The 25,548-nt window shown below is 36.5% G+C and carries 23 protein-coding genes; 13 read left to right on the plus strand and 10 right to left on the minus strand.

The annotated features are described in order from the left end of the window. Nucleotides 1-183 precede the first annotated feature (183 nt). From hisG to DEU39_RS04250, 9 genes are all read left to right on the plus strand, one after another. Nucleotides 184-1,041, plus strand: a complete 858-nt coding sequence (hisG, locus tag DEU39_RS04210) for an ATP phosphoribosyltransferase (RefSeq protein WP_120231047.1) — start codon at nt 184-186, stop codon at nt 1,039-1,041. A gap of 214 nt (nt 1,042-1,255) precedes the next feature. After that, a complete protein-coding gene (hisD, locus tag DEU39_RS04215) occupies nt 1,256-2,530 on the plus strand; it encodes a histidinol dehydrogenase (protein ID WP_120231048.1) in 1,275 nt (424 codons plus the stop codon). A gap of 89 nt (nt 2,531-2,619) precedes the next feature. Continuing rightward, nucleotides 2,620-3,645, plus strand: coding sequence for a histidinol-phosphate transaminase (hisC, locus tag DEU39_RS04220; protein ID WP_120231049.1), 1,026 nt, complete (start codon nt 2,620-2,622; stop codon nt 3,643-3,645). Between the two features lie 2 nt (nt 3,646-3,647). Further along, on the plus strand, nt 3,648-4,742 hold the full coding sequence (gene hisB / locus DEU39_RS04225; RefSeq protein ID WP_120231050.1) for a bifunctional histidinol-phosphatase/imidazoleglycerol-phosphate dehydratase HisB: 1,095 nt from the start codon (nt 3,648-3,650) through the stop codon (nt 4,740-4,742). Between the two features lie 2 nt (nt 4,743-4,744). Then, complete coding sequence (hisH, locus tag DEU39_RS04230; protein ID WP_120231051.1) at nt 4,745-5,323, plus strand: imidazole glycerol phosphate synthase subunit HisH; 579 nt, start codon at nt 4,745-4,747, stop codon at nt 5,321-5,323. Between the two features lie 2 nt (nt 5,324-5,325). Next, a complete protein-coding gene (gene hisA, locus DEU39_RS04235; protein ID WP_120231052.1) occupies nt 5,326-6,045 on the plus strand; it encodes a 1-(5-phosphoribosyl)-5-[(5-phosphoribosylamino)methylideneamino]imidazole-4-carboxamide isomerase in 720 nt (239 codons plus the stop codon). Continuing rightward, entirely contained in the window at nt 6,038-6,790 is a 753-nt protein-coding gene (gene hisF / locus DEU39_RS04240; RefSeq protein WP_120231053.1) for an imidazole glycerol phosphate synthase subunit HisF, read from the plus strand. Before hisA ends, hisF begins: the two co-directional genes overlap by 8 nt. Further along, on the plus strand, nt 6,787-7,374 hold the full coding sequence (hisIE, locus tag DEU39_RS04245; RefSeq protein WP_120231054.1) for a bifunctional phosphoribosyl-AMP cyclohydrolase/phosphoribosyl-ATP diphosphatase HisIE: 588 nt from the start codon (nt 6,787-6,789) through the stop codon (nt 7,372-7,374). Before hisF ends, hisIE begins: the two co-directional genes overlap by 4 nt. Before the next feature lie 87 nt (nt 7,375-7,461). Next, entirely contained in the window at nt 7,462-7,887 is a 426-nt protein-coding gene (locus tag DEU39_RS04250; protein WP_120231055.1) for a tetratricopeptide repeat protein, read from the plus strand. 83 nt (nt 7,888-7,970) lie between these two features. On the opposite strand, the gene DEU39_RS04255 is transcribed toward DEU39_RS04250, so the two are convergent. From DEU39_RS04255 to DEU39_RS04280, 6 genes are all read right to left on the minus strand, one after another. Then, nucleotides 7,971-9,140 (minus strand): M20/M25/M40 family metallo-hydrolase, encoded by a 1,170-nt coding sequence (locus DEU39_RS04255; RefSeq protein ID WP_120231056.1) that lies wholly within the window; start codon nt 9,138-9,140, stop codon nt 7,971-7,973. Nucleotides 9,141-9,348: 208 nt separating this feature from the next. Continuing rightward, nucleotides 9,349-10,524, minus strand: coding sequence for a M28 family peptidase (locus DEU39_RS04260; protein WP_120231057.1), 1,176 nt, complete (start codon nt 10,522-10,524; stop codon nt 9,349-9,351). Nucleotides 10,525-10,586: 62 nt separating this feature from the next. Continuing rightward, a complete protein-coding gene (locus DEU39_RS04265; RefSeq protein ID WP_062669758.1) occupies nt 10,587-11,765 on the minus strand; it encodes a M28 family peptidase in 1,179 nt (392 codons plus the stop codon). 350 nt (nt 11,766-12,115) lie between these two features. Beyond that, nucleotides 12,116-12,460 (minus strand): 50S ribosomal protein L20, encoded by a 345-nt coding sequence (gene rplT / locus DEU39_RS04270; protein WP_002979659.1) that lies wholly within the window; start codon nt 12,458-12,460, stop codon nt 12,116-12,118. Between the two features lie 117 nt (nt 12,461-12,577). Then, complete coding sequence (gene rpmI / locus DEU39_RS04275) at nt 12,578-12,775, minus strand: 50S ribosomal protein L35 (RefSeq protein ID WP_034694453.1); 198 nt, start codon at nt 12,773-12,775, stop codon at nt 12,578-12,580. A gap of 229 nt (nt 12,776-13,004) precedes the next feature. Then, on the minus strand, nt 13,005-13,826 hold the full coding sequence (locus tag DEU39_RS04280; protein WP_062669756.1) for an alpha/beta fold hydrolase: 822 nt from the start codon (nt 13,824-13,826) through the stop codon (nt 13,005-13,007). Between the two features lie 972 nt (nt 13,827-14,798). On the opposite strand from DEU39_RS04280, the gene DEU39_RS04290 reads away from it, so the two are divergent. The 3 genes from DEU39_RS04290 to DEU39_RS04300 all read left to right on the plus strand — a co-directional run bounded on the left by DEU39_RS04290 (nt 14,799) and on the right by DEU39_RS04300 (nt 20,153). Further along, a complete protein-coding gene (locus tag DEU39_RS04290; protein ID WP_120231058.1) occupies nt 14,799-17,252 on the plus strand; it encodes a tetratricopeptide repeat protein in 2,454 nt (817 codons plus the stop codon). Nucleotides 17,253-17,313: 61 nt separating this feature from the next. After that, nucleotides 17,314-19,521 carry a histidine kinase gene (locus tag DEU39_RS04295; RefSeq protein WP_120232188.1) on the plus strand — a complete coding sequence of 736 codons (2,208 nt, stop codon included), beginning with the start codon at nt 17,314-17,316 and terminating at the stop codon, nt 19,519-19,521. Nucleotides 19,522-19,523: 2 nt separating this feature from the next. Then, the gene (locus DEU39_RS04300) at nt 19,524-20,153 is read left to right on the plus strand and encodes a response regulator transcription factor (protein ID WP_120231059.1); all 630 of its coding nucleotides are present in this window, start codon (nt 19,524-19,526) and stop codon (nt 20,151-20,153) included. 81 nt (nt 20,154-20,234) lie between these two features. Here DEU39_RS04300 and DEU39_RS04305 read toward each other — a convergent pair whose 3' ends face one another. Together DEU39_RS04305 and DEU39_RS04310 are read right to left on the minus strand one after the other, a co-directional pair. After that, entirely contained in the window at nt 20,235-20,801 is a 567-nt protein-coding gene (locus DEU39_RS04305) for a hypothetical protein (RefSeq protein WP_120231060.1), read from the minus strand. An 86-nt stretch (nt 20,802-20,887) separates the two neighbouring features. After that, nucleotides 20,888-21,961: a resolvase gene (locus tag DEU39_RS04310; RefSeq protein ID WP_120231061.1), complete on the minus strand. Its 1,074-nt coding sequence runs from the start codon at nt 21,959-21,961 to the stop codon at nt 20,888-20,890. Between the two features lie 158 nt (nt 21,962-22,119). Here DEU39_RS04310 and DEU39_RS04315 point away from each other — a divergent pair, with 158 nt between their 5' ends. Then, complete coding sequence (locus tag DEU39_RS04315) at nt 22,120-22,683, plus strand: hypothetical protein (protein ID WP_147367552.1); 564 nt, start codon at nt 22,120-22,122, stop codon at nt 22,681-22,683. Between the two features lie 95 nt (nt 22,684-22,778). On the opposite strand, the gene infC is transcribed toward DEU39_RS04315, so the two are convergent. Further along, entirely contained in the window at nt 22,779-23,279 is a 501-nt protein-coding gene (infC, locus tag DEU39_RS04320) for a translation initiation factor IF-3 (protein ID WP_027372223.1), read from the minus strand. 174 nt (nt 23,280-23,453) lie between these two features. Continuing rightward, nucleotides 23,454-25,373 (minus strand): threonine--tRNA ligase, encoded by a 1,920-nt coding sequence (gene thrS / locus DEU39_RS04325; RefSeq protein ID WP_110008821.1) that lies wholly within the window; start codon nt 25,371-25,373, stop codon nt 23,454-23,456. Nucleotides 25,374-25,548 lie beyond the last annotated feature (175 nt).

Below are 25,548 nucleotides of genomic sequence, written 5' to 3' on the forward strand. Positions count from 1 at the left end.
ATTTTTAGCATTACATCATTATCATCATCATCTCTGCTAGACGGAATTGATTGATATAAGTATGTGCTAAAATCAAAAATAATTAAAACCGTCTGAGTAAATAGACGGTTTTTTTGTTTCCTGAATTCTCATCAGAAATTTCAACAGATCAGTTTTTATTTGCTCGGACCCAAAAAAGGCAAAATGAGTAAATTAAAAATTGCAATCCAAAAAAGCGGCCGGCTTTACGAAGAATCTCTTCAGCTTCTCAAAGACTGCGGAATCTTCGTCAACAACGGTAAAGACCAACTCAAAGTTTCAGTAGATAACTTTCCGATGGAAATCATGTATCTCCGGAACTCAGACATCCCGCAATACCTCGAAGACGGAGTGGTGGATGTAGCCATTCTTGGCGAAAATCTTCTGGTTGAAAAAGGTAAAAACATTAAAACGATCCAGCAACTTGGCTTTTCAAAATGCCGTGTTTCATTAGCTGTTCCCAAAGAAGTAGAAAGCGATGAAATCTCTTATTTCCAGGGTAAAAAAATTGCTACCTCTTATCCTAACACTCTGAAAAACTTTTTAGAAAACCAGGGAATTGTATCAGATATTCACGTGATTTCCGGTTCTGTAGAAATAGCACCTAATATCGGTCTGGCAGACGGAATATGTGATATTGTAAGCTCAGGAAGCACCTTATTCAAAAACGGATTAAGAGAAACGGTTACTTTGCTAAAATCGGAGGCAGTTTTGGCTCAAACGCCTCAATTATCAGCTGAAAAAGAAGCCATTCTTGAAAAATTTGTATTCAGAATCAAAGCAGTTTTAAAAGCAAAAAATTCAAAATACATTCTGATGAATGTTCCCAACGAAAAAATACAGAAAGTTGCCGGCGTTCTTCCCGTATTGAAAAGTCCTACGGTGATTCCACTTGCAGAAGAAGGCTGGAGCAGTATTCATTCTGTGATTGATGAAGAGCGTTTCTGGGAAGTGATTGATGAACTGAAAGAAAATGGTGCTCAGGATATCTTAATCATTCCAATTGATAAAATGGTTATTTAAAAAAAATAAGAATGTTTAATGTTGGCCGATGCAAAGACGCAATAGAATAAAAATTAAGACTGTTTTAAGACGCAAAGATTTTATCTGCGATAAAATTGAATACTATTTAATACTCACATACTTGCTGAAAATCTAAGATTTTCTTGCGTCTTAAAAAAGATATATGAATTAAAAACTTTGCGCCTTTGCGTAAAAAACAATTAAAAATAATACAATGAAAATATATAGATATCCCATAACAGACAGCTGGAAAGACTTAGTAAAACGTCCCGTTTTGGAACAGAAAGAAATCTCAGGACTTATCACAGACATTTTTGCAGAAGTTGAAAAAAACGGAGATAAAGCTTTAAGAGAATTCAATAAAAAATTTGATAAAGCAGACACTCAAAGCATTTCTGTGACCGAAGAAGAAATTGAAAACGCAGAAAAACAGATTAGTAATGAACTGAAACAGGCTATCCAACAGGCTAAAGAAAATATTTCTAAATTTCACGCTTCTCAAAAGCAGGAAATTCAGAAAGTTGAGACAGTGAAAGGAGTGGTTTGCTGGCGTGAAAATCGTGCAGTAGAAAAAGTAGGGATTTATATTCCGGGAGGAACAGCTCCGTTATTTTCTACCGTATTGATGCTTGCGGTTCCTGCCAATCTTGCAGGTTGTAAAGAGATTGTTCTTTGCACACCACCGGATAAAAACGGAAATATCAATCCCGCAATTTTGTATGCCGCAAAACTTTGCGGAGTTTCGAAAATCTTTAAAACAGGTGGGGCGCAGGCTGTTGCAGCGATGACTTTTGGGACAGAGACTATTCCTGCAGTTAATAAAATTTTTGGTCCTGGAAATCAGTTCGTGGTAGCGGCAAAAGAATATGCACAACGGTATGGAGTTGCCATTGATATGCCAGCCGGTCCGAGTGAAGTTCTTGTCATAGCTGATGAGCAGGCTGTTCCTGATTTTTGCGCTGCCGATCTTCTTTCACAGGCAGAACACGGCAGTGACAGTCAGGTGGTTTTTATCTCTACAGATATTAAAGTATTTGAAGAGACGGTTAAGGCTATTGAACGTCAGATCATAGACTTGCCGAGAAATGAATTTGCGGCTCAGGCTTTGGAAAACAGCTCTTTTATTTTGATCAATACGCTGAAAGAGGCTCTTGAGTTCAGCAACCTTTATGCTCCTGAACACCTTATTTTGGCTATCGTTGATTTTGAAAAATACATTCCGCTGATTGAGAATGCAGGTTCGGTTTTTCTTGGAAACTACTCTTGCGAGAGCGCGGGCGACTACGCCAGTGGAACCAACCACACGCTTCCTACCAATGGTTATGCAAAAAACTACAGCGGAGTATCCCTGGATAGCTTTGTGAAGAAAATAACATTCCAGCAACTTTCAAAAGAAGGACTTCAGAATTTGGGAAAAACCATAGAACTCATGGCAGAAGCAGAAGGTTTGTTTGCTCACAAAAATGCAGTATCAATAAGATTAAAATGATAAATGTTGAAAAATCCAAAACCATAAAACCATTTGAAAATAAAGGTCCTGGACTTAACGGTTTAAAATAGATTTAGATAAACAATACAATGAAAAATAACAGTATCAAAACACTCGTAAGAGAAAATATATTACAATTACAGCCATATATCAGTTTCAGGGATCACAATGAATTTAATGCTCCGGTAATGCTGGATGCGAATGAAAGCCCTTTTGGAGAATGCAACCGTTACCCTGATTCTACCCAGAAAAAGCTTAAAAGCAAGCTTGCAGGGATTAAAAAAGTTGCACCTTCACAGATCGCCATAGGAAATGGAAGTGATGAGCTGATAGATCTTATCATTAAAATTTTTTGCGAGCCTAAAAAAGATGCCATTCTGATGATGAATCCGTCCTTTGCGATGTACGGTTTCTATGCAGCCATCAATGAAAATAAAATTCTGAAACTGGATCTGGATGAAAACTTTGAAATCGTAAAAGATAATTTCTTAAAGGTGGCAGATGATTCTTCACTGAAAATTTTCTTTTTATGTTCTCCTAATAACCCTACCGGAAACAGTGTGGATGATATTGAATTTTATATTCAGAATTTCAGCGGAATTGTAGTGGTAGATGAAGCGTATATCGAATTCTCTGGTAAAAAATCAAGTCTTGAGTTGTTGGAAAAATATTCTAACCTGATTGTGCTGCAAACCTTCTCTAAAGCATGGGGAATTGCCGGAGCAAGAGTAGGTATGGCATATGCATCTGAAGAAATTATCAGTCTTATTAATACGGTAAAAGCACCTTATAATGTGAATGTTTTGAGCCAGGAATTGATTTTAAAGACTCTCGCGGAAGAAAACAGACTTCAGGAGAACGTAAGTCGTATTCTGGAAGAAAGAACATGGCTTAAACAGCAGTTTGAAGGAATTCAATGTATTTCCGAAGTCTTTTCAACAGATGCCAATTTCTTTCTGATCAGAATGGAAAATGTTGATAATGTCTATGCAAAAATGCTGGAAGAGGAAGTTTTAACCAGCAGAAGAGATCCGGCCATTCCGGGATGTATCAGGATTAATGTGGGAAACCGTGCCGAAAATGAAAAATTAATTAATCTTTTAAAAAGTATCTAACAATGAAAAAAGTACTCTTTATAGACCGCGACGGAACGCTTATTATCGAACCGCCTGCAGATTTTCAGGTTGATTCTCTGGAAAAGCTTGAGTTTTATCCGGGAGTTTTTCAAAATCTTGCAAAAATTGTCAATGAATTAGATTATGAATTGGTAATGGTCACCAATCAGGATGGATTGGGAACTGAGAGTTTTCCTGAAGACGATTTCATAAAACCTCATGAGAAAATGTTGCAGGCATTTGAAAATGAAGGGATAACTTTCAGTGATATTTTGATTGACAGAAGCTTTGAATCCCAAAATCTTCCCACCAGAAAACCCGGAGTTGGAATGCTCGGAAAATATATTTATGGGAATTACGACCTTGAAAATTCCTATGTAATTGGTGATCGAAATACCGATGTTCAACTTGCTAAAAATCTAGGTACTAAAGCTATTTATCTTAACAAAAACTTAAATAGCGAAGCGGAGCTATCTACTTTAAAATGGTCGGAGATCTATCAGTTTTTAAAATCAGGAATGAGAAAGGCTAAAGTATCCAGAAAAACCAATGAAACAGACATAGAAATTACGGTCAATCTTGATGGAAACGGAAAATCAGATATTTCAACCGGGCTTAAATTTTTTGATCACATGCTGGACCAGATTGCCAGACACGGAAATATGGATCTTACGATTAAAGTGAACGGTGATCTTGCCGTAGATGAACACCACACGATAGAAGATACCGGAATTGTGCTGGGAGAAGCTATTTTAAAAGCCTTAGGAAAGAAAAAAGGTATTGAGCGATATGGTTTTCTGCTTCCGATGGATGACTGTCTTTCTCAGGTGGCTATCGATTTCGGCGGAAGACCGTGGCTGGTATGGGATGCTCCGTTTAAAAGAGAAAAAATAGGAGACATGCCTACGGAAATGTTTTTTCACTTCTTTAAATCCTTCACCGATGCTTCAAAGTCCAATCTGAACATCAAAGCAGAAGGAGATAACGAACACCATAAAATTGAATCCATTTTTAAAGCCTTTGCAAAAGCCGTTAAAATGGCAGTGAACCAATCGGATGCTAACTACAGTTTACCTTCTACAAAAGGAAGTTTATAAATATGATCGCTATAATAAAATACAACGGAGGAAATGTAAATTCCGTTCAGAATGCCCTCAACAGACTGAATGTTGATTCCGTGGTCACCGATGATCCCGAACAGATTTTAAAAGCTGACAAAGTGATCTTTCCGGGCGTGGGAGAGGCTTCATCAACCATGAAACTGCTGAAGGAAAAAGAGCTTGATCTGTTGATTCCTGGTCTTATACAGCCGGTTTTAGGAATATGCCTAGGCATGCAGTTGATGTGTGGAGAAAATGAAGAAGGAGATACCGAAGGAATGGGGATTTTTGATATCAATGTCAGAAAGTTTCCAGCAAAGGATATTGTTCCGCATATGGGCTGGAATACCGTTTCCGGGCAGACTTCGCCACTGTTTTCAGGAATAGAAAAGAGTAGTGATGTGTATTTTGTTCACAGCTATTATTGTGAACTGTCAGACTATACAACATCGGTTTGTGATTATATCCTGCCATTCAGTGCTTCATTGCAGAAAGACAATTTCTATGCAGTACAGTTTCACCCGGAAAAATCGGGAATGGTAGGGAATCAGATCGTTAAGAACTTTATAAATTTATAATGATGAAGATAATTCCGGCTATTGATATTATCGACGGTAAATGTGTCCGTTTATCAAAAGGAGATTACAATACAAAGAAAATATACAATGAAGACCCTGTAGAAATGGCCAAAGAGTTTGAAAGTTTTGGTATTCAGTTTCTTCACCTGGTAGATCTTGACGGGGCAAAATCAAAGCATATCGTGAATCAGAAGGTTCTGGAAAATATTGCTCATGCCACTTCGTTGCATATCGACTTTGGAGGAGGATTAAAGACTCAGGAGGATATTGAAACAGCCTTTAATTCCGGTGCAAAACAGATCACTTTAGGAAGTATTGCAGTGCAAAATCCTGAATTCTGCTATGAAATGATTCAAAAGTATGGTGAGAAAATTATTCTGGGAGCAGACTGTGATAACAGAAAGATTAAAACCTCGGGATGGCTCGAAGAAAGTGACAATGATATCATCGATTTCATCCTTCAGTACCAGGAAAAAGGAATACAGACCACTATTTGTACTGATATTGCAAAAGACGGTATGCTGGAAGGTCCTTCAACAGGTCTTTATATTGAAATTTTATATAAAACATCTGTTCAGCTGGTAGCAAGCGGCGGTATTTCAAGTATTGCTGATGTCTATAAGATGAAGGATGTCGGCTGTTCGGGAACAATCATTGGAAAAGCAATTTATGAGGGAAAAATAAGTTTACAACAACTTCAAAATTTTATTGAAAATGCTTAAGAAAAGAATTATTCCATGTCTGGATATCAAAGATGGAGCAACTGTAAAGGGAGTCAACTTTGAAGATCTTAAAAATGCAGGGGATCCTGTAGAACTTGCCAAAAAATATGAGCGGGAAGGAGCTGATGAGCTTGTTTTCCTTGATATTACGGCAACTATTGAAAACAGGAAGACTTTTGTAGAACTTGTAAAAGAAATTGCCAAAGAGCTCAGTATTCCATTTACGGTAGGAGGCGGAATTTCGTCTGTGGAAGATGTAAGAAAGCTTTTGGAAGCCGGGGCAGACAAAATCAGTATCAATTCTTCCGCGGTTAAAAATCCGTCCCTTATCTCTGATCTGGCTAAAGAATTTGGGAGCCAGTGTATAGTGGTTGCTATTGATACAAGGCAAGTAGGCGACAAAGATCTGGTGCATATCAAAGGAGGAAGAGAAGCTACTGAACTTTCTACACTGGAATGGGCAAAACAAGCAGAATCCCTTGGAGCAGGAGAAATTCTGCTAACTTCAATGGATGGAGATGGTACAAAAAATGGCTTTGATCTTCGCATTACAAAACTGGTTTCAGATAGTATTACCATTCCCGTGATTGCTTCTGGGGGAGCTGGTGCTGTAGATCATTTTGTTAAAGTATTTAATGAAACAAAAGCTACAGGAGGATTGGCAGCCAGTATTTTCCACTTTAATGAAATAGGAATTCAGGATTTGAAACAACAGTTAAAAACTCAAAAAATTGAAGTACGATGAAAATAGATTTTAGTAAAGATAACGGGCTTGTTCCGGTAGTCATTCAGGATAACAGAACGCTGCAGGTTTTGATGCTAGGCTACATGAATGAGGAAGCTTTTGAGAAAACAAAAAAAGAAGGAATTGTTACTTTTTTCAGCCGTTCCAAAAACAGACTCTGGACAAAAGGTGAGGAATCGGGTAATTTTTTAACTGTAAAAAGTATTGATATCGACTGCGATCAGGACACCATTTTAATTAAAGCCGTTCCGAAAAATGTGGTTTGCCATACAGGCAGTTTTAGTTGTTTCGGGGAAAAGAGTCCCAAAGGATTTCTATATGAACTGGAAGAAAAAATCTCTCAGAGAATAGATACAAAGGCTGAAGACTCATATACTTACTCATTATATCAGAGAGGAATCAATAAAATGGCTCAAAAAGTAGGCGAGGAAGCCGTAGAACTAGTTATAGAAGCAAAAGACAATAATGATGATCTCTTTAAAAATGAAGCTGCAGATCTGTTGTATCACTTTTTAATTTTATTGAAAGCCAAAGGATTTTCAATGGAGGAGATTGAAGAGATTCTTAAAGGCAGAGATCAATAAAATTGACTCGCTTTTTGATTGTAAGACAAGATTCTTTCGGTAAATGAAAAGCGTTATTTTAAGATCATAGAAAATAAACTTTCAGATATGATTGATGGGTTACAGAAAGCTAAGAATTTAATGGATAACGGGCAATATATGCCCGCTGTAGAAATTTTGCAGAATATCAGCAAGTTATCTACAAAATCTGAAAGCTACAGACTATTATTCATGTCAAACTGCTGGTATAAACTAGGAGAATATCAATGGGCTATTGATATTGCGGATAATTTATTACAAAGAGACAAGCACAATGAATTAGCATCTCAGATAAAATATCTGTCCTATTGTGGACTTAAAGATTTTGATAAAGCCTTAGAAGAAATTATACGGTTTTTGTCATTTAATGAAGCGGATGTATATAAAATAACTCTGGAAGAATTATTAGCAGATATCAAAAATGGTTTTATTAATGAACAAGCTATTATTTCTAAAATAAAAGGACTCGCATTAAAAAATAACTGTTTGAAATAAAAATATTTAAACACGCTCTTCTAAAACAAAACAGCAGGAATAGAATACCCCTGCTGTTTTTTTATTATCAATGAATTGATTTCTTATCTTTCAATCATAATATTCTTGACAAGGGTTTCTTCGCCCACTTTCAAAACTCCAACATAGACTCCGTTCTGAAGGGATGAAACATTAACCTTTCTTTCGTTATTGACTTTCAAAAGTGACCTTCCCAAAGAATTGCTGATTTCAAAGCTGAAATCCACTCCCTTAGAATCCGGTAAGTCAATATTAATCATATTATTGGCTGGATTAGGGTAGATCTTTACAGCTTCCAGTGAATTTTTTGAAGCAGGTTTGCTCATGGTAGTTGATGCTGCTGCAAAATGTTGTAAGGCACCCACGGTTGCTTTTCCGATCTTGTATACATAAACAGGATCCATATTGGTGAAAGTATCCTTAGAGCTGTGAGGGTAAGTGCTTCTTATCCTTTCAAAAAATCCGGTAATCACTTCACCTTTCTGTTCGAAAGGAATATAATCCGTATCAGCTGCCGGATCTACAGCAGTCAGAAGAGGAGAGTAGAGTGCTGTACAATTTCTTAGTTGTTGAGTGACAGCAGCAGAAGCTGCATTGTTACTGGAAACACCTCCCTGGTCTTCATCACAATATACGGTTGTATTGTTATTTCCTTTCACTCCGCCTACCTGATCCAGATTGAAGACCAGTTTGATATCCAATTTGCGGACACCTCCCTGATATACTACGTTGTTCACATAATGGCTGCTTCCTTTTAATCCCTGTTCTTCACCTGAAAAATGGATGAACTTTATAGAATATTCAGTAGGAACGTTTTTCAGAATCCTTGCTGCTTCAAGAATAATAGACGTTCCGCTGCCGTTATCATTCACTCCAGGGCCATAAATGGTATCGAAATGCCCACATATAATGACATACTTGTTAGGATACAGCGTTCCTGTTTTGGTGATGATTAAATTTTTGGAACTGGTACTTCCAAAGGTAAAAGGACTTTCTTCTATCTGGCTCGCAGTATAGCCGTAAGAAAGATACTTGTTTTTAATCCAGTTCAGGGTATTCGTATTCGCTACTGAACCTGTGGTTTTTACGCCTAAATTACTGAATTCCTGGAGATTGTTGGTGATGTTGGTTTGTGTTACCAGGTCAGCTCTGTCTTTGTAAGCCTGAATAAAAGTTTGAGCCGCAACACTCTGCATCATCAATGCAGAGCATAAAAGTGTTGTGATTTTTTTCATATAAATAATATTATTTTGGTAACACGAATGTAGTAAATAAATCACAATAAAGTGTTTAATATTTTAAAATAAAAGAATATTTACTATGAATATCATATTGATTATTGCGAATGTTTTGTAAATACTGTAATATGGATCTGGTATAAAAATAAAAACCTCTGAAACTATTCAAAGGTTTTATTTACAAATAGAGGCTTGCATTATTGTATTATCTTTCAATCATCACTTTTCTGACAACCTTTTGATCTCCAATTTTTAAAATTCCGATATAAGCTCCGTTCTTAAGTCCTGAAGCATTAATTCTTGTTTCATTGTTTCTTCTGAAAATGAAACGCCCCTGAAAATCCGTGATTTCAAAAGTGAAATTTTTAATTCCGGAATCCGGAAGTTCAATATTGATGACATCTTTGGCAGGATTTGGATAGATTTTTACACTTTCCAGTGTGTTTTTTACAGCGGTTTCATGCGTTCCCAATGTTCCGGTAGCAACGGCGAAATGCTGCAGTGCTCCCACAGACGCTTTTCCTATCTTGTAAATGTATACAGGATCTGTATTGGCAAAAGTATCATTCACTGTATGCGGATAGGTGCTTCTTATTCTTTCAAAGAAACCTGTAATCACTTCGCCTTTCTGTTCAAAAGGGATGTAATCTGTATCAGCAGCGGGATCTACAGCAGTCAGAAGAGGAGAGTAGAGTGCTGTGCAGTTTCTCAGTTCCTGAGTTACAGCAGCCGAAGCGGCATTATTGGAAGAAAGTCCGCCTTGATCTTCATCACAGTAAACAGTATTGTTGTTATTTCCCATCACACCGCCTACCTGATCCAGATTAAAAACAAGTTTAATATCCAGGACACGAACACCACTTTGGTAAGCCACATTGTTGACATAATGCTTACTTCCCAGAAGTCCTTGCTCTTCCCCGGAAAAATGAATGAATTTTATAGAATATTCAGTCGGAACATCTTTCAGAATCCTTGCTGCTTCAAGAATAATAGAAGTTCCGCTTCCGTTATCATTGATTCCCAGGCCGGTAATACTGTCGAAATGTCCGCAAATGATTACGTATTTATTGGGGTATACAGTTCCTGTCTTGGTAATAACAAGGTTTTTAGAATTATAGCTCCCTGCTGTAAAAGGGTCTTCTACAATCTGGCTGGCTGTATATCCGTAAGAAAGATATTTGTTTTTGAGCCACGTCAGGGCGTTGGCATTAGCAGCTGACCCAGTAGTTTTTACCCCTAAATTAGCAAATTCCTGAAGGTAAGTTGTAATATTGGTTTGATTTACCATATCCGCCCTGTCCTGATAAGCCTGAATGAAACTTTGAGCTCCAATACTTTGAAAAGCAACAGAAGCCAATAAAAAAGTAGTGATTTTCTTCATTCTATGAAAGTAATGCTGAATATTCCTAAATGTAAAACAGATTCAGAATATTCCACCTGACATTATTTATTAATGATTATTTTTTTTGTAGTATTTCCTTTATCGGTTTTAATGGTAAAGGTGTAGACTCCGTTTGTTAATCCTGAAGTATTTATTTTGTCCTGGTTTTCAAGCGATAACACAGTATTTCCTGACATGTCGTTGACTTCAACTTTGAATTGTTTTACTTTTTCCTGAAATTCCACAGTCACAAGATCTTTAGCCGGATTAGGATAAAACCTGATGGCTTCTGTTGAGTGTTGTGCTGTATCTTTAGTGCTTAAAAGATTGCTGGTTGTAGAGGCAACGGCAAAGTGCTGTAAAGCTCCCACAGCTGCTTTTCCTACATTGAAGACATATACAGGATCCAGGTTGGCAAAAGTATCACTTACTGTATGTTCGTTTTCACTTCTCAGATATTCGTAGAACCCGGTAATGGTGTATCCTTTCGCCTCAAAAGGCATATAATCGGAGCTGTAAGCATACGAAAGATTCGTCTGAAGAGGAGAGTAAAGGGTAGTACAGTTCATCAGTTCCTGTGTTACAGCAGTAGAGGCTGCATTGTTGGAAGACACTCCACCAGTATCTCTTTCGCAGGTAATCGTATTGTTATTATTTCCAATAAGCCCACCTACCTGGTCAATATTTAAAACCAGTTTTATATCCAAAACCTGACTGCCATTCTGATAAGCTACATTATTTACATAATGGTTACTTCCCACAAGCCCCTGTTCTTCCCCGGAAAAATGAATAAACTTGATAGAGTATTCTGTTGGAACATTTTTCAATATTCTTGCTGCTTCAAGAATAATGGAAGTTCCGCTTCCGTTGTCACTTACTCCAGGGCCTACAATTGTATCATAATGCCCACAGATAATAACATATTTGTTAGGGTAGACTGTTCCCGTTTTGGTAATAATTAAATTTTTTGAAGTGTTGCTTCCGTAAGTAAAAGAATCTTCGGACATGTTAGTTGCTGTATATCCGTAGGACAGATATTTGTTTTTAAGCCAGTCAAAAGCATTGTTATTGGCTGTTGTGCCAGTTTTTTTAATTCCAAAACCTGCAAATTCCTGAAGGTTTGTACTAATATTGGTTTGGGTAACCATATCTGCTCTGTCCTTATAAGCTTGAATAAAACTTTGTGCACTTATATTCTGCAGTGCAATGGATGTGAGCAAAAAAGCTGCAACTTTTTTCATTTTTGATACTTTCTTTAGAGATTGCTAATATAGCAATAAATCATCATTTATTGTTGATTATTAACTTGAATAGTGTTGGTTTGTTTGATTTATCAATAATAATTTATCTTTTTATTAAATTTATTATTGTGTTAGATTAAAATTCGCTAAATAAATAAAATTTAGGTAAATTTTTCTTTATTATTGAATATGTTTAATGATAAATTCATCTTTTGTGAATTCTAACTCATAAAGTTTACTGTTGTTATGGTAATTAGAATGGAATTTACCATATAAGAAATTGAAAAGTATATAACAAAAAAATCCCGGGAAAACCCGGGACTTATATTGATAACAAAATCTATTCTACATTATTTTACTTGATCTACAACAGCTTTGAAAGCTTCAGGGTGATTCATTGCTAAATCTGCTAAAACTTTTCTGTTAAGTTCGATGTTGTTCTTTTTAAGAGCTCCCATAAATTGAGAGTAAGACATTCCGTGCTCTCTAGTTCCCGCGTTGATACGAGTGATCCAAAGTGCTCTGAAATTTCTCTTTTTCTCTTTTCTACCACGGTAAGCATATTGCATTGCTTTTTCTACCGCGTTTTTAGCTACAGTCCAAACGTTCTTTCTTCTTCCGAAATAACCTTTAGCGTGCTTAAAAATTTTCTTTCTGCGAGCTCTTGAAGCTACGGCATTTACTGATCTTGGCATAATTTAAATTGTTTTTTTGAAAAGGGCGGCAGTGTTATTGCTCTTATTTGCACCGTTTCAGGGTTAAAATTGTGAATTTGTTTGAATTCTTATAAACCGAATATAGATTTATAAAAACTACTTAATTGCTAATTGACGTTGAACGCTTTTCTCATCCACTTTAGCTACGTAAGAAGTAGACGTAAGATTTCTCTTCTGCTTAGTTTCTTTCTTAGTTAAGATGTGGCTTTTGTAAGCGTTTTTTCTTTTGATCTTACCTGTTCCGGTAAGAGCAAAACGTTTCTTAGCACCTGATTTCGTTTTTAATTTTGGCATTGTTTTGCTTTTTTATTGTTTTTGTTATCAATATCTGTTTTGGCTACTCCTAAAGACATTAGGAATAATAGTTTGCAAAATTACGAAAAAAAAGTGATCCGTGAAAGTTTTTTTAATCTACATCATAGAAAGCAGGATACCTTAAATTTTAAAGGCAAACCTGCATAACAACAGGTCTGCCTTATATTAATGATTTTTTTACCAGAATTGATATGGTATGTATAAAAATTTAGGATTTAAAAAACTCCAGAAGATCTCTGTTAATGGTTTCAGCCTCTGTAGTTGGCATTCCGTGCGGGAATCCGGGATAGGAAATCAGTTTCCCGTTTTTAAGAAGGGTAGCAGCTACCTTGCCTGTGGTTTCAAAAGGTACAATCTGATCATCCTCACCGTGCATTACCAATACAGGAACATCTACACTTTTAAGATCTTCAGTGAAATCTGTCTCAGAGAATGCTTTCACACAGTCATAATGTGCTTTGATAGAACCATTCATACCTTGTCTCCACCAGTTTCTCTGGATTCCTTCTGAAACTTTGGCTCCTTCTCTGTTGTACCCATAAAAAGGGAAGGTAATATCGATGAAGAATTGCTGTCTGTGTTTTGCCGTATTGTTTCGGATATCATCAAAAACGGAAATAGGAACTCCATTCGGGTTATTCTCATTCTGAACCATAATTGGTGTCACTGCACTTACCAGAACGGCTTTTGCCACTCTTCCGTTACCATGCTTTGCTACATATCGGATTACTTCACCACCGCCTGTAGAATGTCCTACGTGGATTACATCCTTCAAATCCAAAGCTTTAACAATTTCTGCTACGTCAGATGCATAAGTATCCATATCATGTCCGTAAGGTGTCTGTTCAGATCTTCCGTGTCCTCTTCTGTCATGAGCAATTACTCTATAACCCTGTTCCAGAAAGAAGAACATTTGGGCATCCCAGTCATCACTCGATAATGGCCATCCGTGGTGAAAGAAAACCGGTTGTCCTTTCCCCCAATCTTTGTAATAAATTTCTGTTCCGTCTTTTAATGTAAGTGTGCTCATTGTTTCTTTTTTTAATATTAATAAATAGTGTGTTTGATTTTTTATATCACAAATTTAGATAGAAAATCTTTAGAATATCTTGATCTAAGATAATAATTGTTTAAAAATTTGTTAACAATAATAATGTATAGGTAATACTCTTCAAAGAGTAAATAGGTTGAAAATGTTTTTGTTACGAAGAAAACACTCAAAAAAGTAAGGCAGCACAAAATATACCTGATAATCGGGATTGCAGTATTTGACGGTTCTCTCTAATATTGACGATGAATATGAAACATACAATTCAGGTAGGCTTGATCATTACTATTTTCAGTCAAACCTGCTGAACTTATTGTTAACCTGTAAATTTAAACTGTTATGCTTTCATCCGCAGACCTACACCTGGAAAGAGCTTTATTTTTTGCTGTCTTAATTATATTTTTTGGAGCAGGATTCCTGTGCACGCTGATTACTTTCATTATCAATTTTATACAAAAGAAAGATAAAAAAGCCGTGTATTACCTTCTTATATTTCTTATTTCCGGCCTTATTGGAGTAGTTTTAACTGCATTTTATTGTTACATGATCTTATTTGAACAGGCCGAAACCTATAGGCCATAAAGAAGATGCGATGCAGTGTCTCATGAAACGGAGTAAACTAAAAACCACTGATATCAGGGATGTTTTTATACTGTCTCTATTTTTATCTTTGGCCTAAAATATAATAAAGATAAAAAGGTTAAATATCTCACTGATAAACAATAATTTATAACTTTTACAGCTTTCTTTTTCACACCCCGATTCAACGATAAATTCTTATTTCGAATAAACACTAAAAAACTATGGGTAAAAACACTAGCCAGATACAATGGAGTGAGGAAGAAGCTGTAAAAGTAATATTGATGCGTATCTTGGAATTATGCAGCTACTCTGGAGGTAACCTCAGGTAACAGGGAATGCTGTAATGCTTTCCGACATTATAAAATTTGACGAATGGCACACCGGATTTATTTATACAACTACGATCAGAAATTAAATCAGACATTCGATACCTATCTTGGCGAGTGGAACTATGAAATTCCATTACTGCTGTATCCTCTGTTCACAGAAGACATCAAAGTGGAAGGCGTTGAATTTTTCTCAGATAAAAATCAGGGAATTGTTCAGTTGCGTTATTTTTTTAATCTGCTGGCAGATTCTTATCAGCTGCATTACAAGAAGGCTTATTACGAACCCGTTAATAAAATGTTCGAGTTTCTGGAAGCTTTACCTTACGACACTTTTGTATTGAATGCAACAGATGTTTTCAATATGAACGAAGAAGAACATACGGTACAGGCAAAGGAATGGCTGGTAGAAATTCAGCAAAAAAGCAAGCTGTATAAAAAGGCTGTTAAAGCCCGTAACCTTTCGCTGCTGGATCCCTTGTTTTCACAGACAGGATATTCCTCATTTCTTGAAATTTTACAAACCGACTGGGTTAATTACGGATTAGGATATTTTGAAGAGCTTGCCTATAAAAAAGCGGCATCTTCTGTATTTGAAGAGAACGGGAAGTTTGGCCTTAAAGATGCAAAAGGGGGTATTTTAGCTCCGGCAGTTTATGATGATATTTTTGAAGCCGATGATTACTACAATATATCGGTAATTCAAAAAGGTGCTTTTTTTGGTTACCTGCAAAGTGACGGAAAAGAATGGGTTTCTCCGGTATATGAAGATGCTTTTGACGTATTCGATTTTGGGCAGGAACCTTTAGGTGAAGTAAAGGTGAATGGCAAATCAGGGATTTTAAAAATCTATTCAAACACCTGGATGATTCCTGCGGAATACGATGCCATTGAAAGAGCAGCCTATGGATTTCTTTTGGTAGAAAAAGATGGAAAATTCGGAGTTTACAACGATGAAAACATACTGATTATCCCTATTGAAAGCGAAAATCCATATGAATATGATTATTTCCCTGAATTATTTTTCACCAGACAAAAAGGTACCGGAAAACGAAAATATTATACAAAAGAAGGAAACTATCTCGGAGACTTTTTAGAAGGCAGCATCTCAAAAGCAAGTACCTGTTTCTGGGTCAAGCAGAACAAATTTGACAAGAAGGGCAGATTGATTGACGAGAAAGGCCGCCTCATTATAGACGAAGCAGATCAGATGATCTTAATTGATAATTATGAAACTCTTGCTGTTCGTAAAGACAAAAGCTGGAAGATCTATCATGCTTTAAAAGATCAGTTTCTGCTGGAAAATGAATCTGTTAGTAAAATAAAAGCACAGTCCAATGCCGGATATAAAAATATCTTTATCCTGGAAACCAATGCAGGATCAGGACTTTTTGATGCAGGTAATGGAAATTGGTTAATCACTCCCCAACCGGAAATTAAGCAGATTCACTATCTGGAAAATGGATTTTTATCGGTTCAAAAAAATGAAGGGTATCAATTGTTCGGTTTTGAGAATGGTCTGTCAGCCCAATTGTATGATTATATTTCCAATCCTTTGAATTACAGAACAGAAGAAGGTTTATTGTTTCTGTATCAGGGTGAAAATATGTTGAGGATGCATGAAGACAAAAGCATTCACCGGGTAGAGGCTTCCGAATATGGTGCCGTTTATCTGGACCGGTATTCATTCCGGGGAAAAGATCTGGAATACTTTACTTCCTTTTATAACCGTTGGAAAAGCCAGAAAGGTAAGAACCCCGAACAATTCATGGAGGTTGGAACGATTAAAAAAATGGCTTTTGACGAAAAGGAAAACCAGAATTACCACGAAGCACTTCGTCTTTTTGAGTTATCTGCCCAAAAGGGTGACATGGATAGCCTGGTAGAAATAGGATTACTGCTTACGGATCCTGAAATAGAATCATTATTTGATCCGCAAAGAGGCATTGCATATTACGAAAAAGCAGCACAACGAAACCATCCTATAGCCTGGAATAATATCGGGGCTTTATACCACAACGGAATAGGGTATTCTTTTAATATCAAAAAAGCAATTGAGGCCTATGAAAAGAGTGCCGAGCTTGGTGACGAAATGGCACTTGTCAACCTGGGTGATCTGTATTATTTTGGACAACACGTGAAGCAGGATTACAGTAAAGCTTTGGATTTTTATCAGAAAGCTAAGAAAAAATATACCTACAATTACGATAAAATCTCAGAAATCTATTACCAGTTAAGAGACTATAAAAACCTCTTGGTATACTTGAAGAAAGACTATGATCAATCTTATTACGGCATTATCTACGAACACGGTATGGGAGTAAAAACGGATCTGAAGAAAGCCATCAAGTATTATGAACAGGCCAATACTTACAGTGCCTACGAATATGCAACACAACGTTTGATGTATTATTATGGTGAAGATCCGGTCTTTAAAAATGAAAAGAAATACCTGAAGTGGAATGCTTTTGCTGAAAAGCATGGTTTCGAAACAGATTAGCAGGGATTTGCCTATATTTACTTTCCTTAATGGAATGCAACTTAATAAAGATAAGGGTTTGATGCACAGGTTATTACTTATATTTACTTTACTTATTTGTCCGTTTTTTGCTCAGGCACAGGATGTTTTAAGCAAATTAGAAAGAGAATACAGCCATGCCTCAAACAATACGGCAGAACAGCTCAACCTGGCTCCCAGGTACGCTACAGCATTATTCTTTCATAATCTTAAGCCCAAATCTTACCAGATTTTAGATACTAATATTTCCCTTGCTGCAAAACAGGCGGATGGAAAGTATGCCACAATTTTATATGCGGTACAGGCCATGAATTACCGGCTGGATAATAAAACCGCGGAGTCTTCAAAAAGCCTTGATATGGCTAGGGCATACAGCTTAAAAACGAATAGTAATGAAGCAAAGGGTTATGTACAATATGCAAAAGGCTGGATTCTGGTACGCAATAATAAAACGACCGATGCTGTCGCTGCTTACCTGAAAGCGATCGAATATTATGAAAACTCACCAACTACTTCCACACTATATGGAAGATTGGGTAATGCAGCCAAGGAATTATCTGCCATTTATTCTGACCTGAATGAATATCAGCTGGAAGAAAAATACAGCAAACAATTTCTATTGTTAGCTTCCAAGCAAAATGACCCCAATCTTATCTTTGATGCTTACATGCGGATGGGGTACGTATATGAACAAAAATATACACAGGAGCCATCCAATACAATGTTTCGAAATAAAACGGAACAGTATTATTTACAGGCTATTGCGACTTTTAATAAAAATAAAGATGCGATGCTTAGCAGAAACAGCCTCTCATATGCTGCCATCAATTTAGCTAATTTATATACTGGGTTTGACAGTGATAAAGCTATGCAATATGCACAGTTAGCCAATAAAGTGAGCCTGGAGATTGGTGATGCTATTCACATTGCTTCTTCCTTTGGAATTCTGGCAGAATTGGCATTGCAGCATAAAAATTATGATTTAGCCAAATCTTATTTTCTGAAAGCCTCCATGGAAATTGGGAAAAGCCCGGTAAGAAATCATATGATAGAATTGTCTATCCTTGAATCTCTATCCAGAATTAGTGAAGAGCAGGGTAATTATAAAGAAGCACTGACTTATTATAAAAGATATGTTGATCAATACAAGAGCATTTACGATCAGGAAAAACTGGATATCACCAAAAGATTAGAATCACAGTTTGATAAAGAGCGACAGGAGCAAAAGTACATCAAGCTACAGCTCGAAAGCGACAAGAAAGCACAGGAAATCAAACTTATTAATATTTTGCGTGCACAGCGTGAACAGGTTTATAACAACCTAAAACTGGTGGAAGAAAACCAGCGTGAAAGACTAAAATTCTCAGAACTTGAATCCGAGAAAAAAGAACAGCAGCTTCGTTTGGCAAAACTGGAAACCCAACAGAAGAATAACGATATTAATACCTTTAAAAAGCTTCTGGCGTTCAAGGAAAAGATCAATACGTACTACATTTTTTTTATTATCTTTTTCATTATTTTGATCCTCTTGTTGCTGTATGCCTATAAACAGCGTGCCAGGTCTATTAAACGAAGAGACGAATTGCATGCTTTAGCCATGGAACAGGAAAAACAAAACTCGAAAATATCTACCCTTACTGCATTGCTTGAAGGGCAGGAGCAGGAGCGTGGCCGTCTCGCCCGTGATCTCCATGACGGATTGGGAGGTTTGCTGTCCGGAACTAAGCATCAACTTTCTTATTTAAATCCTCATCAATCCGAAAATATTGAAGAAGGAATTTCAAAATCAATTGAACAGATCGATGGTGCTGTAGAAGAACTGAGAAGGGTGGCACATAATCTAATGCCTGATTTATTAACAAAATACGGTTTGGAAGTGGCTATTCAGGAGTTTGCTTCACGAATTTCCAATCATGCTCTGGAAATCCATACAGAGTTTATCAATTACAGCAATTCCATATCGAAAGAAAAGCAATTGATCATTTACAGGATTATTCAGGAACTGGTCAATAATGCTATAAAACATGCCGATACTTCCGAAATTATTGTTCAGATAAGCGAAGAAGAAAACCTAATAAATCTTACAGTAGAGGATAACGGTAAAGGTTTCGATCATACCAATTTAGACGTTAGAAAAACGGCAGGTTTTCACAATATAGAATTGAGAGTCCAGTTTTTAAAAGGAACCATGAATATCACCTCCGAATTAAATATTGGCACCAGTATAGAACTTCAAATCCCTATTCATTAAACATGATAAAAGTAGCCATAACAGACGATCATCCGCTTCTATTGGAAGGTCTGAAAAATATTTTAGGCAACAGCGGAACAATAGATGTCGTAGAATGTTTCAAAAGTGTCTCCGAAATGAATGCAGGCCTTGCAAAACAGGCGGTTGACATTCTGCTGCTCGACATTAATCTGGATGATACCAACAGCATTGAACTCATCAAACCTTTAAAGAAAAAGTACAGCAGCCTTCAGATTATTATCCTTAGTGTTCATAACGAACTGCCCGTCATCAACAGTACTCTGGCGGAAGGTGCTTTAGGATATATTCAAAAAAATGCTTCAGTTTCCGAAATTATCGAAGGAATTAATGCTGTATATAGCGGTAACAGGTTTTTATGCTCTCAAACCAAAGCTGTTCTGGAGAAAAAATCAACAGACGGATTAAGTCAGGTTCCGAAACTGACACGAAGAGAAAAAGAAATTCTGGGTGAAGCAGCAAAAGGGCTTACTACCAATCAAATGGCGGAAAAGCTTTTTATAAGTCCGCACACGGTAGAAAGCCACCGCAAAAATCTTATCGAAAAATTTCAGACCTCCAACCTGAGTTCAGCTATAAAATTAGCTATAGAATACGGCTTGATTATCGAATAAAATAATCATCCCGAAAAAAGGCTGCTCACATGATGTAAGCAGCCTTTTTCTTATATAATCAAATAATTTGGGTGTGTACGGTTAATCTTTAAATTTCAACGCAGCCTGAAACAGATTCTTTTTGTCTACTAAATCGTATTCGTCATTGTAAACCGGCTGGTACATCAGGATGAAAACGCTGCCATCAAAATCTTTTAAACTGATGGGCTGATCTACCATAATATCATAAAATCTTGTAATCGTACGGGTAGCAGTCCATTGCTTTGCATTGCCTTTTGGGTTTTTATCAAATCTGTGATCTTTTGCATCTGTATAATACCAGTATGAAGGCGCGGAATCCATCAGAAACATTTCTTTATCCTTGTTATAGAGCTCTTCGGCCATACCTGTATTCTGGAACCATGGAACTTCAGTATTCAAAACGCCCAAAGCTCCTGCATAGATATCTTTATTTGTTGTGGCACCCACTAAAAATCCTTCCAGATTGGAAGACGTGATTTCAAATAAAAAAGGAGATTTTTTCAGTTCATAAACATCATTCACGGGTTCAATTACTTTTCCATCCTGTTTAATAACGACTTTTAACGATTGTGCAAAAGTCATAAAACTTAATAAACAAAAAAGAAGGGTCAAACTTAATTTTTTCATTGTATCTCTTTAAATAATTGCAGCAAAGATATTAGACTTTATTTCCCTGTGCACTCGCTGATTTCAGGGGTTTTTATTTCATCAAATTAAAGCAGGTCAGTCTTCAGCTGGATTTTTATATAAGCCGTTTTATGTTTTTTACCATTAGCCGAAGCAGAGTTAAGAGGGTAGACTTCTGCATAGAAAGTGTCATTATCGGTCCAGAAAGCCTTTTTATCATCTGCTATTTTAAAGTTGGTGAAATTCACATATAAAAGGTTGTCCTGTTTCTTAGTTTGAGGAAAGTATTTAGAAATAACAAAATTACTCCCCACATCATGATTGGATGAAACGAAGGTAACCCAGCCTTTAGTTGGAAGGATTTGCGGATAACCTTCTGTACTCAGTTCAAACATAACTGCATTTTTTAAATTATAAAAAGAATAGTAGGAATCTGCAGCTTCATCAGAATTTTCTTTGAATACTTCCAGGTTTAAATAAGGCGACCTTCCTACATATTCATTGGCAAGCGGTCCGGTCTCTGTAGAGATACTTTCATGTTGTGTAATGACGTCTTCTCTGCCGTTTTCTTTGTAAACCCAGTTATCTGCCTGCAGTTGTATATTGGGATTTTTTACCAGCTTTTCACCAATTTGTTTTTTTGAACTGGCTTTAAATTCCTGTTCAGAAATCTCCACAATGGTCCCGAACTTCTTAAAAGATTTATTCTTAGAATCACTAGATTCTCTAAAAGTGCTGCTTCTGATCTCATAAAGGTCAACCCCTTTTAACGTAAGTTCGTATGCCGGTGTGAATTCCGACTTCAGGACAAACGCTTCAATACTGTTCGAAATGTTATTATTAATGCTGTAATGAATAGAATAGAAGTCCTCAAACTCTTCAAATCCATAATAATTATCGAGTTTATTGTAAGGCATTTTCAAATAGGGAGCATCTGTATTCGGCGCGGTAAAAAACTGTACAGAATCCAGTTTAGTAAATAATTGAAACGGTACCTCCTGAACATTGTCCACGCCTTGTATTTTTTTGAAATCGGCAAATGTTACCGTTTTCTGCTTTACTTCAGTTTTTACATTATGTGTTTCTGATGTTTTATCCTTTTGGTTACATCCTGCAAGAATCACCATGGATGATATAAAGAATTGATTGATGACTTTCATTTTTATATTTTTGCGCAAATGTATCAGTATTCAGACCAGCAGCCAATAAAACCACCTGATATAGGGAATAAATGGCCGAAAACAGGGATATTTTGAACGATGGATTTTGGAGAATTTTACAAAATGAAAACCTCAATATTGTAATTTACTTTATAAAAATGAAAAACTTAATAATCAGCCTTTCAATGGTGACTGCTTTATTGGCGTCCTGTTCACCTTCTTCAGACAAAAAAACAGAAACAAATACATCTCCGGATACTCAAAAAGAAATGGCATCATCTCAACCGGAACCAGTGAAGAATGATCCGGAACCAGTAGAAATTCCAGCTGATTTTTCAACATTGGTTCCTATTGACGTATTGAATAGTAAAAGCCCCAATGTGCATGATAAATATGGTATAGAATTCTCCGGGAACTGTTACTCATGCGATTTGGCCAGTCTTTCTATAACGAAGAAGCAGATCAGATGGACCAACGTCTGTGATGAAAAAGACACTTTTGAAATTGATGATTTTTCATACACTACTGAAGGAAACAAAACGATCTTTAAAACACCGGAAAGAATCTATATTTTAACTCAAATAGATAAAGCACCCGTTTACGAACTTGTGATAGAAGGCAAAAAACTGGAGTTAAAGAACAAAAGAATATCAAAATATTTTACCACCAAAAAAGCTTTGCCGCTTTTCACAGAAAATGACTGTGGAGATTTTGAGGGATAAGCCGTAGAGTAGCCCGGGACAGTCTTGTCTTAAAATATAAGCATAAAAAAACCTCAAAGTAATTTGAGGTTTCTTTATATAAAATAATGACTTAATTATTTTGCTGGTTTTTTAGGACTCATCATCATAATCATCCTTTTTCCTTCAAGTTTAGGAAGTTGGTCTACTTTACCCACATGCTCAAGTTCCTGAGCAAGTTTTAAAAGCAAAATTTCTCCCTGGTCCTTAAAGATAATCGAACGTCCTTTAAAAAATACGTAGGTTTTTAATTTAGAACCTTCTTCAAGGAATTTTTCAGCATGCTTCTTTTTGAATTCGTAATCGTGATCATCAGTCTGAGGTCCGAAACGGATCTCTTTTACTACCACTTTTACCTGCTTGGCTTTAAGTTCCTTCTGTTTTTTCTTTTGCTCGTATAAGAATTTCTTGTATTCCAATACTCTTGCAATAAATGGTTCTGCCTTGTCAGAAATTACTACTAAATCCAATTCCTGTTCCGCCGCAATTTGTCTTGCTTTGTCAATTGGGTAAATTCCTGGCTCTACGTTATCGCCCACTAAACGAAGCTCTCTCACACGAATTTTATCGTTGATCAAGTGAGCGTCCTCTTGTACCGGACGTCTCTGTGGGCCCCTGTTGTTAAATCTTTGTGCTATTGTATTATAATTTTATTGGTTAATTACTTAATTTAATTGATTTAAATATTTAAAATTAAAAGATTCCAGTTAATTATTAAAATTTTTGAATCCTTCAATCTTTTAATTTAAAAGTTATATGGCTGCTTCTTTTTTGAAGTAAGCAACGAAATCCTCCAGCTTCATCGCTCCAAGATCACCTTCTCCACGTCTTCTTACAGAAATCGTGCCTTCTTTCTCTTCATTTTCTCCTACAACAAGCATGAAAGGAATTTTCTTCAATTCAGCATCACGGATCTTTTTACCTGTCTTCTCATTTCTTTCATCAATCTGACCGCTAATATCGTGATTTTCCAAAAATTGTGAAACTTTTTTTGAATAATCTACATATTTTTCACTGATTGGTAGAATAATAAACTGATCCGGGCTTAGCCATAACGGGAAATCACCTGCAGTGTTTTCCAGCAGAATAGCGATAAAACGCTCCATAGAACCGAAAGGTGCTCTGTGGATCATCACCGGTCTGTGCTTTTCATTATCATTTCCGATATAGTGAAGATCAAATCTTTCCGGTAAGTTATAGTCTACCTGAATCGTTCCAAGCTGCCATTTTCTTCCCAAAGCATCCTTCACCATGAAGTCAAGCTTCGGACCGTAGAATGCCGCTTCTCCGTATTCTACAACTGTTTTTAAACCTTTCTTTTGAGCTGCATTGATGATCGCACTTTCTGCTTTCTCCCAGTTTTCATCAGAACCGATATACTTTTGTTTGTTTTCAGGATCTCTTAATGAAACCTGAGTTACAAAATCTTCAAACCCTAAAGATTTGAAAACATAAAGCGTTAAATCAATTACTTTTTCAAATTCTTCAGAAAGCTGATCCGGAGTACAGAATAAGTGAGCATCATCCTGAGTAAATCCACGAACTCTCGTTAAACCGTGAAGCTCTCCACTTTGCTCATATCTGTATACCGTACCGAATTCTGCATATCTTTTTGGTAAATCTCTGTAGCTCCATTGTGAAGTTTTGTAAATTTCACAGTGGTGAGGACAGTTCATTGGCTTCAGCAAAAATTCTTCTCCTTCGTTCGGTGTTTTAATCGGCTGGAAGCTGTCTTCCCCATATTTGTCCCAGTGTCCTGAAGTTACATATAATTCTTTTGCCCCGATGTGTGGAGACATTACGAATTCATAACCTCCTTTTTTCTGAGCATCAGAAAGAAAATTCTCCAGTTTTCTTCTTAAAGCAGTACCTTTTGGCAGCCAAAGTGGTAAGCCTGCACCTACTTTTTCAGAGAATGCGAAGATTCCAAGTTCTTTACCTAATTTTCTGTGATCTCTTCTTTTAGCTTCTTCCAGTCTTTCTAGATATTCTGTCAGATCTTTCTGCTTAGGGAAAGAAATACCATATACTCTTGTTAATTGTGGGTTCTTTTCATTACCTCTCCAGTAAGCTCCTGCTGCATTTAATATTTTAACCGCTTTTACGATTCCTGTATTCGGAATGTGACCACCACGACATAAATCTGTGAAGTTATCGTGGGTTACAAAAGTGATTTCCCCATCATTAAGATTAGAGATCAATTCCACTTTGTAAGGGTTATCTGCATACGTCTTCAAAGCTTCTTCTTTAGAAACCGGATACAAAGAGAAGGTAGAACCTTTCTTTGCATTTTCCAGGATCTTTTTCTCAATCTTCTCAAAATCTTTTTCAGATAGACTTTCATCCCCGAAATCTACATCATAGTAGAATCCGCTTTCGATAGCAGGACCGATGGTCAACTTAGCATCAGGATAAAACTCAAGGATTGCCTGCGCCAGAAGGTGGGCAGAAGAGTGCCAGAAAGCCTTCTTTCCAAGATCATCATTCCAGGTCAAAAGCTGTACCGTAGAATCCGTGGTTATAGGTGTGGTCGTTTCTACTTGTTTGTCATTAACAATTGCGGAAATGGTGTTTCTAGCCAATCCCTCGCTTATAGATTTTGCCACATCAAGGGGAGTCACTGCTCCCTCGAATTCTTTGACACTATTGTCTGGAAGTGTAATTTTTATCATTGTTTACTAAGAAATTTTAAGATGCAAAAATACGGAATTTTTAGATAAAATACTATATTAGCATATATTTAGAATGAGAATTAATATTAAAAATGTAAAAGATGCAGATGGTTTTAGTCTCACTGAATTCCATATTTCGTTTTTCATAGAAAAATACCTTTGATTTTTTATTCAT

Origin of the sequence: Chryseobacterium sp. AG363, from assembly GCF_003610675.1 — a bacterium.
Lineage (GTDB): Bacteria > Bacteroidota > Bacteroidia > Flavobacteriales > Weeksellaceae > Chryseobacterium > Chryseobacterium cucumeris.

What these genes read in the sequence shown, in the direction of transcription:
- hisG (WP_120231047.1), top strand. Translation starts at nt 184, where the DNA reads ATGAGTAAATTAAAAATTGCAATCCAAAAAAGCGGCCGGCTTTACGAA.
- hisD (WP_120231048.1), top strand. Translation starts at nt 1,256, where the DNA reads ATGAAAATATATAGATATCCCATAACAGACAGCTGGAAAGACTTAGTA.
- hisC (WP_120231049.1), top strand. Translation starts at nt 2,620, where the DNA reads ATGAAAAATAACAGTATCAAAACACTCGTAAGAGAAAATATATTACAA.
- hisB (WP_120231050.1), top strand. Translation starts at nt 3,648, where the DNA reads ATGAAAAAAGTACTCTTTATAGACCGCGACGGAACGCTTATTATCGAA.
- hisH (WP_120231051.1), top strand. Translation starts at nt 4,745, where the DNA reads ATGATCGCTATAATAAAATACAACGGAGGAAATGTAAATTCCGTTCAG.
- hisA (WP_120231052.1), top strand. Translation starts at nt 5,326, where the DNA reads ATGAAGATAATTCCGGCTATTGATATTATCGACGGTAAATGTGTCCGT.
- hisF (WP_120231053.1), top strand. Translation starts at nt 6,038, where the DNA reads ATGCTTAAGAAAAGAATTATTCCATGTCTGGATATCAAAGATGGAGCA.
- hisIE (WP_120231054.1), top strand. Translation starts at nt 6,787, where the DNA reads ATGAAAATAGATTTTAGTAAAGATAACGGGCTTGTTCCGGTAGTCATT.
- DEU39_RS04250 (WP_120231055.1), top strand. Translation starts at nt 7,462, where the DNA reads ATGATTGATGGGTTACAGAAAGCTAAGAATTTAATGGATAACGGGCAA.
- DEU39_RS04255 (WP_120231056.1), bottom strand. Translation starts at nt 9,140, where the DNA reads ATGAAAAAAATCACAACACTTTTATGCTCTGCATTGATGATGCAGAGT.
- DEU39_RS04260 (WP_120231057.1), bottom strand. Translation starts at nt 10,524, where the DNA reads ATGAAGAAAATCACTACTTTTTTATTGGCTTCTGTTGCTTTTCAAAGT.
- DEU39_RS04265 (WP_062669758.1), bottom strand. Translation starts at nt 11,765, where the DNA reads ATGAAAAAAGTTGCAGCTTTTTTGCTCACATCCATTGCACTGCAGAAT.
- rplT (WP_002979659.1), bottom strand. Translation starts at nt 12,460, where the DNA reads ATGCCAAGATCAGTAAATGCCGTAGCTTCAAGAGCTCGCAGAAAGAAA.
- rpmI (WP_034694453.1), bottom strand. Translation starts at nt 12,775, where the DNA reads ATGCCAAAATTAAAAACGAAATCAGGTGCTAAGAAACGTTTTGCTCTT.
- DEU39_RS04280 (WP_062669756.1), bottom strand. Translation starts at nt 13,826, where the DNA reads ATGAGCACACTTACATTAAAAGACGGAACAGAAATTTATTACAAAGAT.
- DEU39_RS04290 (WP_120231058.1), top strand. Translation starts at nt 14,799, where the DNA reads ATGGCACACCGGATTTATTTATACAACTACGATCAGAAATTAAATCAG.
- DEU39_RS04295 (WP_120232188.1), top strand. Translation starts at nt 17,314, where the DNA reads ATGCACAGGTTATTACTTATATTTACTTTACTTATTTGTCCGTTTTTT.
- DEU39_RS04300 (WP_120231059.1), top strand. Translation starts at nt 19,524, where the DNA reads ATGATAAAAGTAGCCATAACAGACGATCATCCGCTTCTATTGGAAGGT.
- DEU39_RS04305 (WP_120231060.1), bottom strand. Translation starts at nt 20,801, where the DNA reads ATGAAAAAATTAAGTTTGACCCTTCTTTTTTGTTTATTAAGTTTTATG.
- DEU39_RS04310 (WP_120231061.1), bottom strand. Translation starts at nt 21,961, where the DNA reads ATGAAAGTCATCAATCAATTCTTTATATCATCCATGGTGATTCTTGCA.
- DEU39_RS04315 (WP_147367552.1), top strand. Translation starts at nt 22,120, where the DNA reads ATGAAAAACTTAATAATCAGCCTTTCAATGGTGACTGCTTTATTGGCG.
- thrS (WP_110008821.1), bottom strand. Translation starts at nt 25,373, where the DNA reads ATGATAAAAATTACACTTCCAGACAATAGTGTCAAAGAATTCGAGGGA.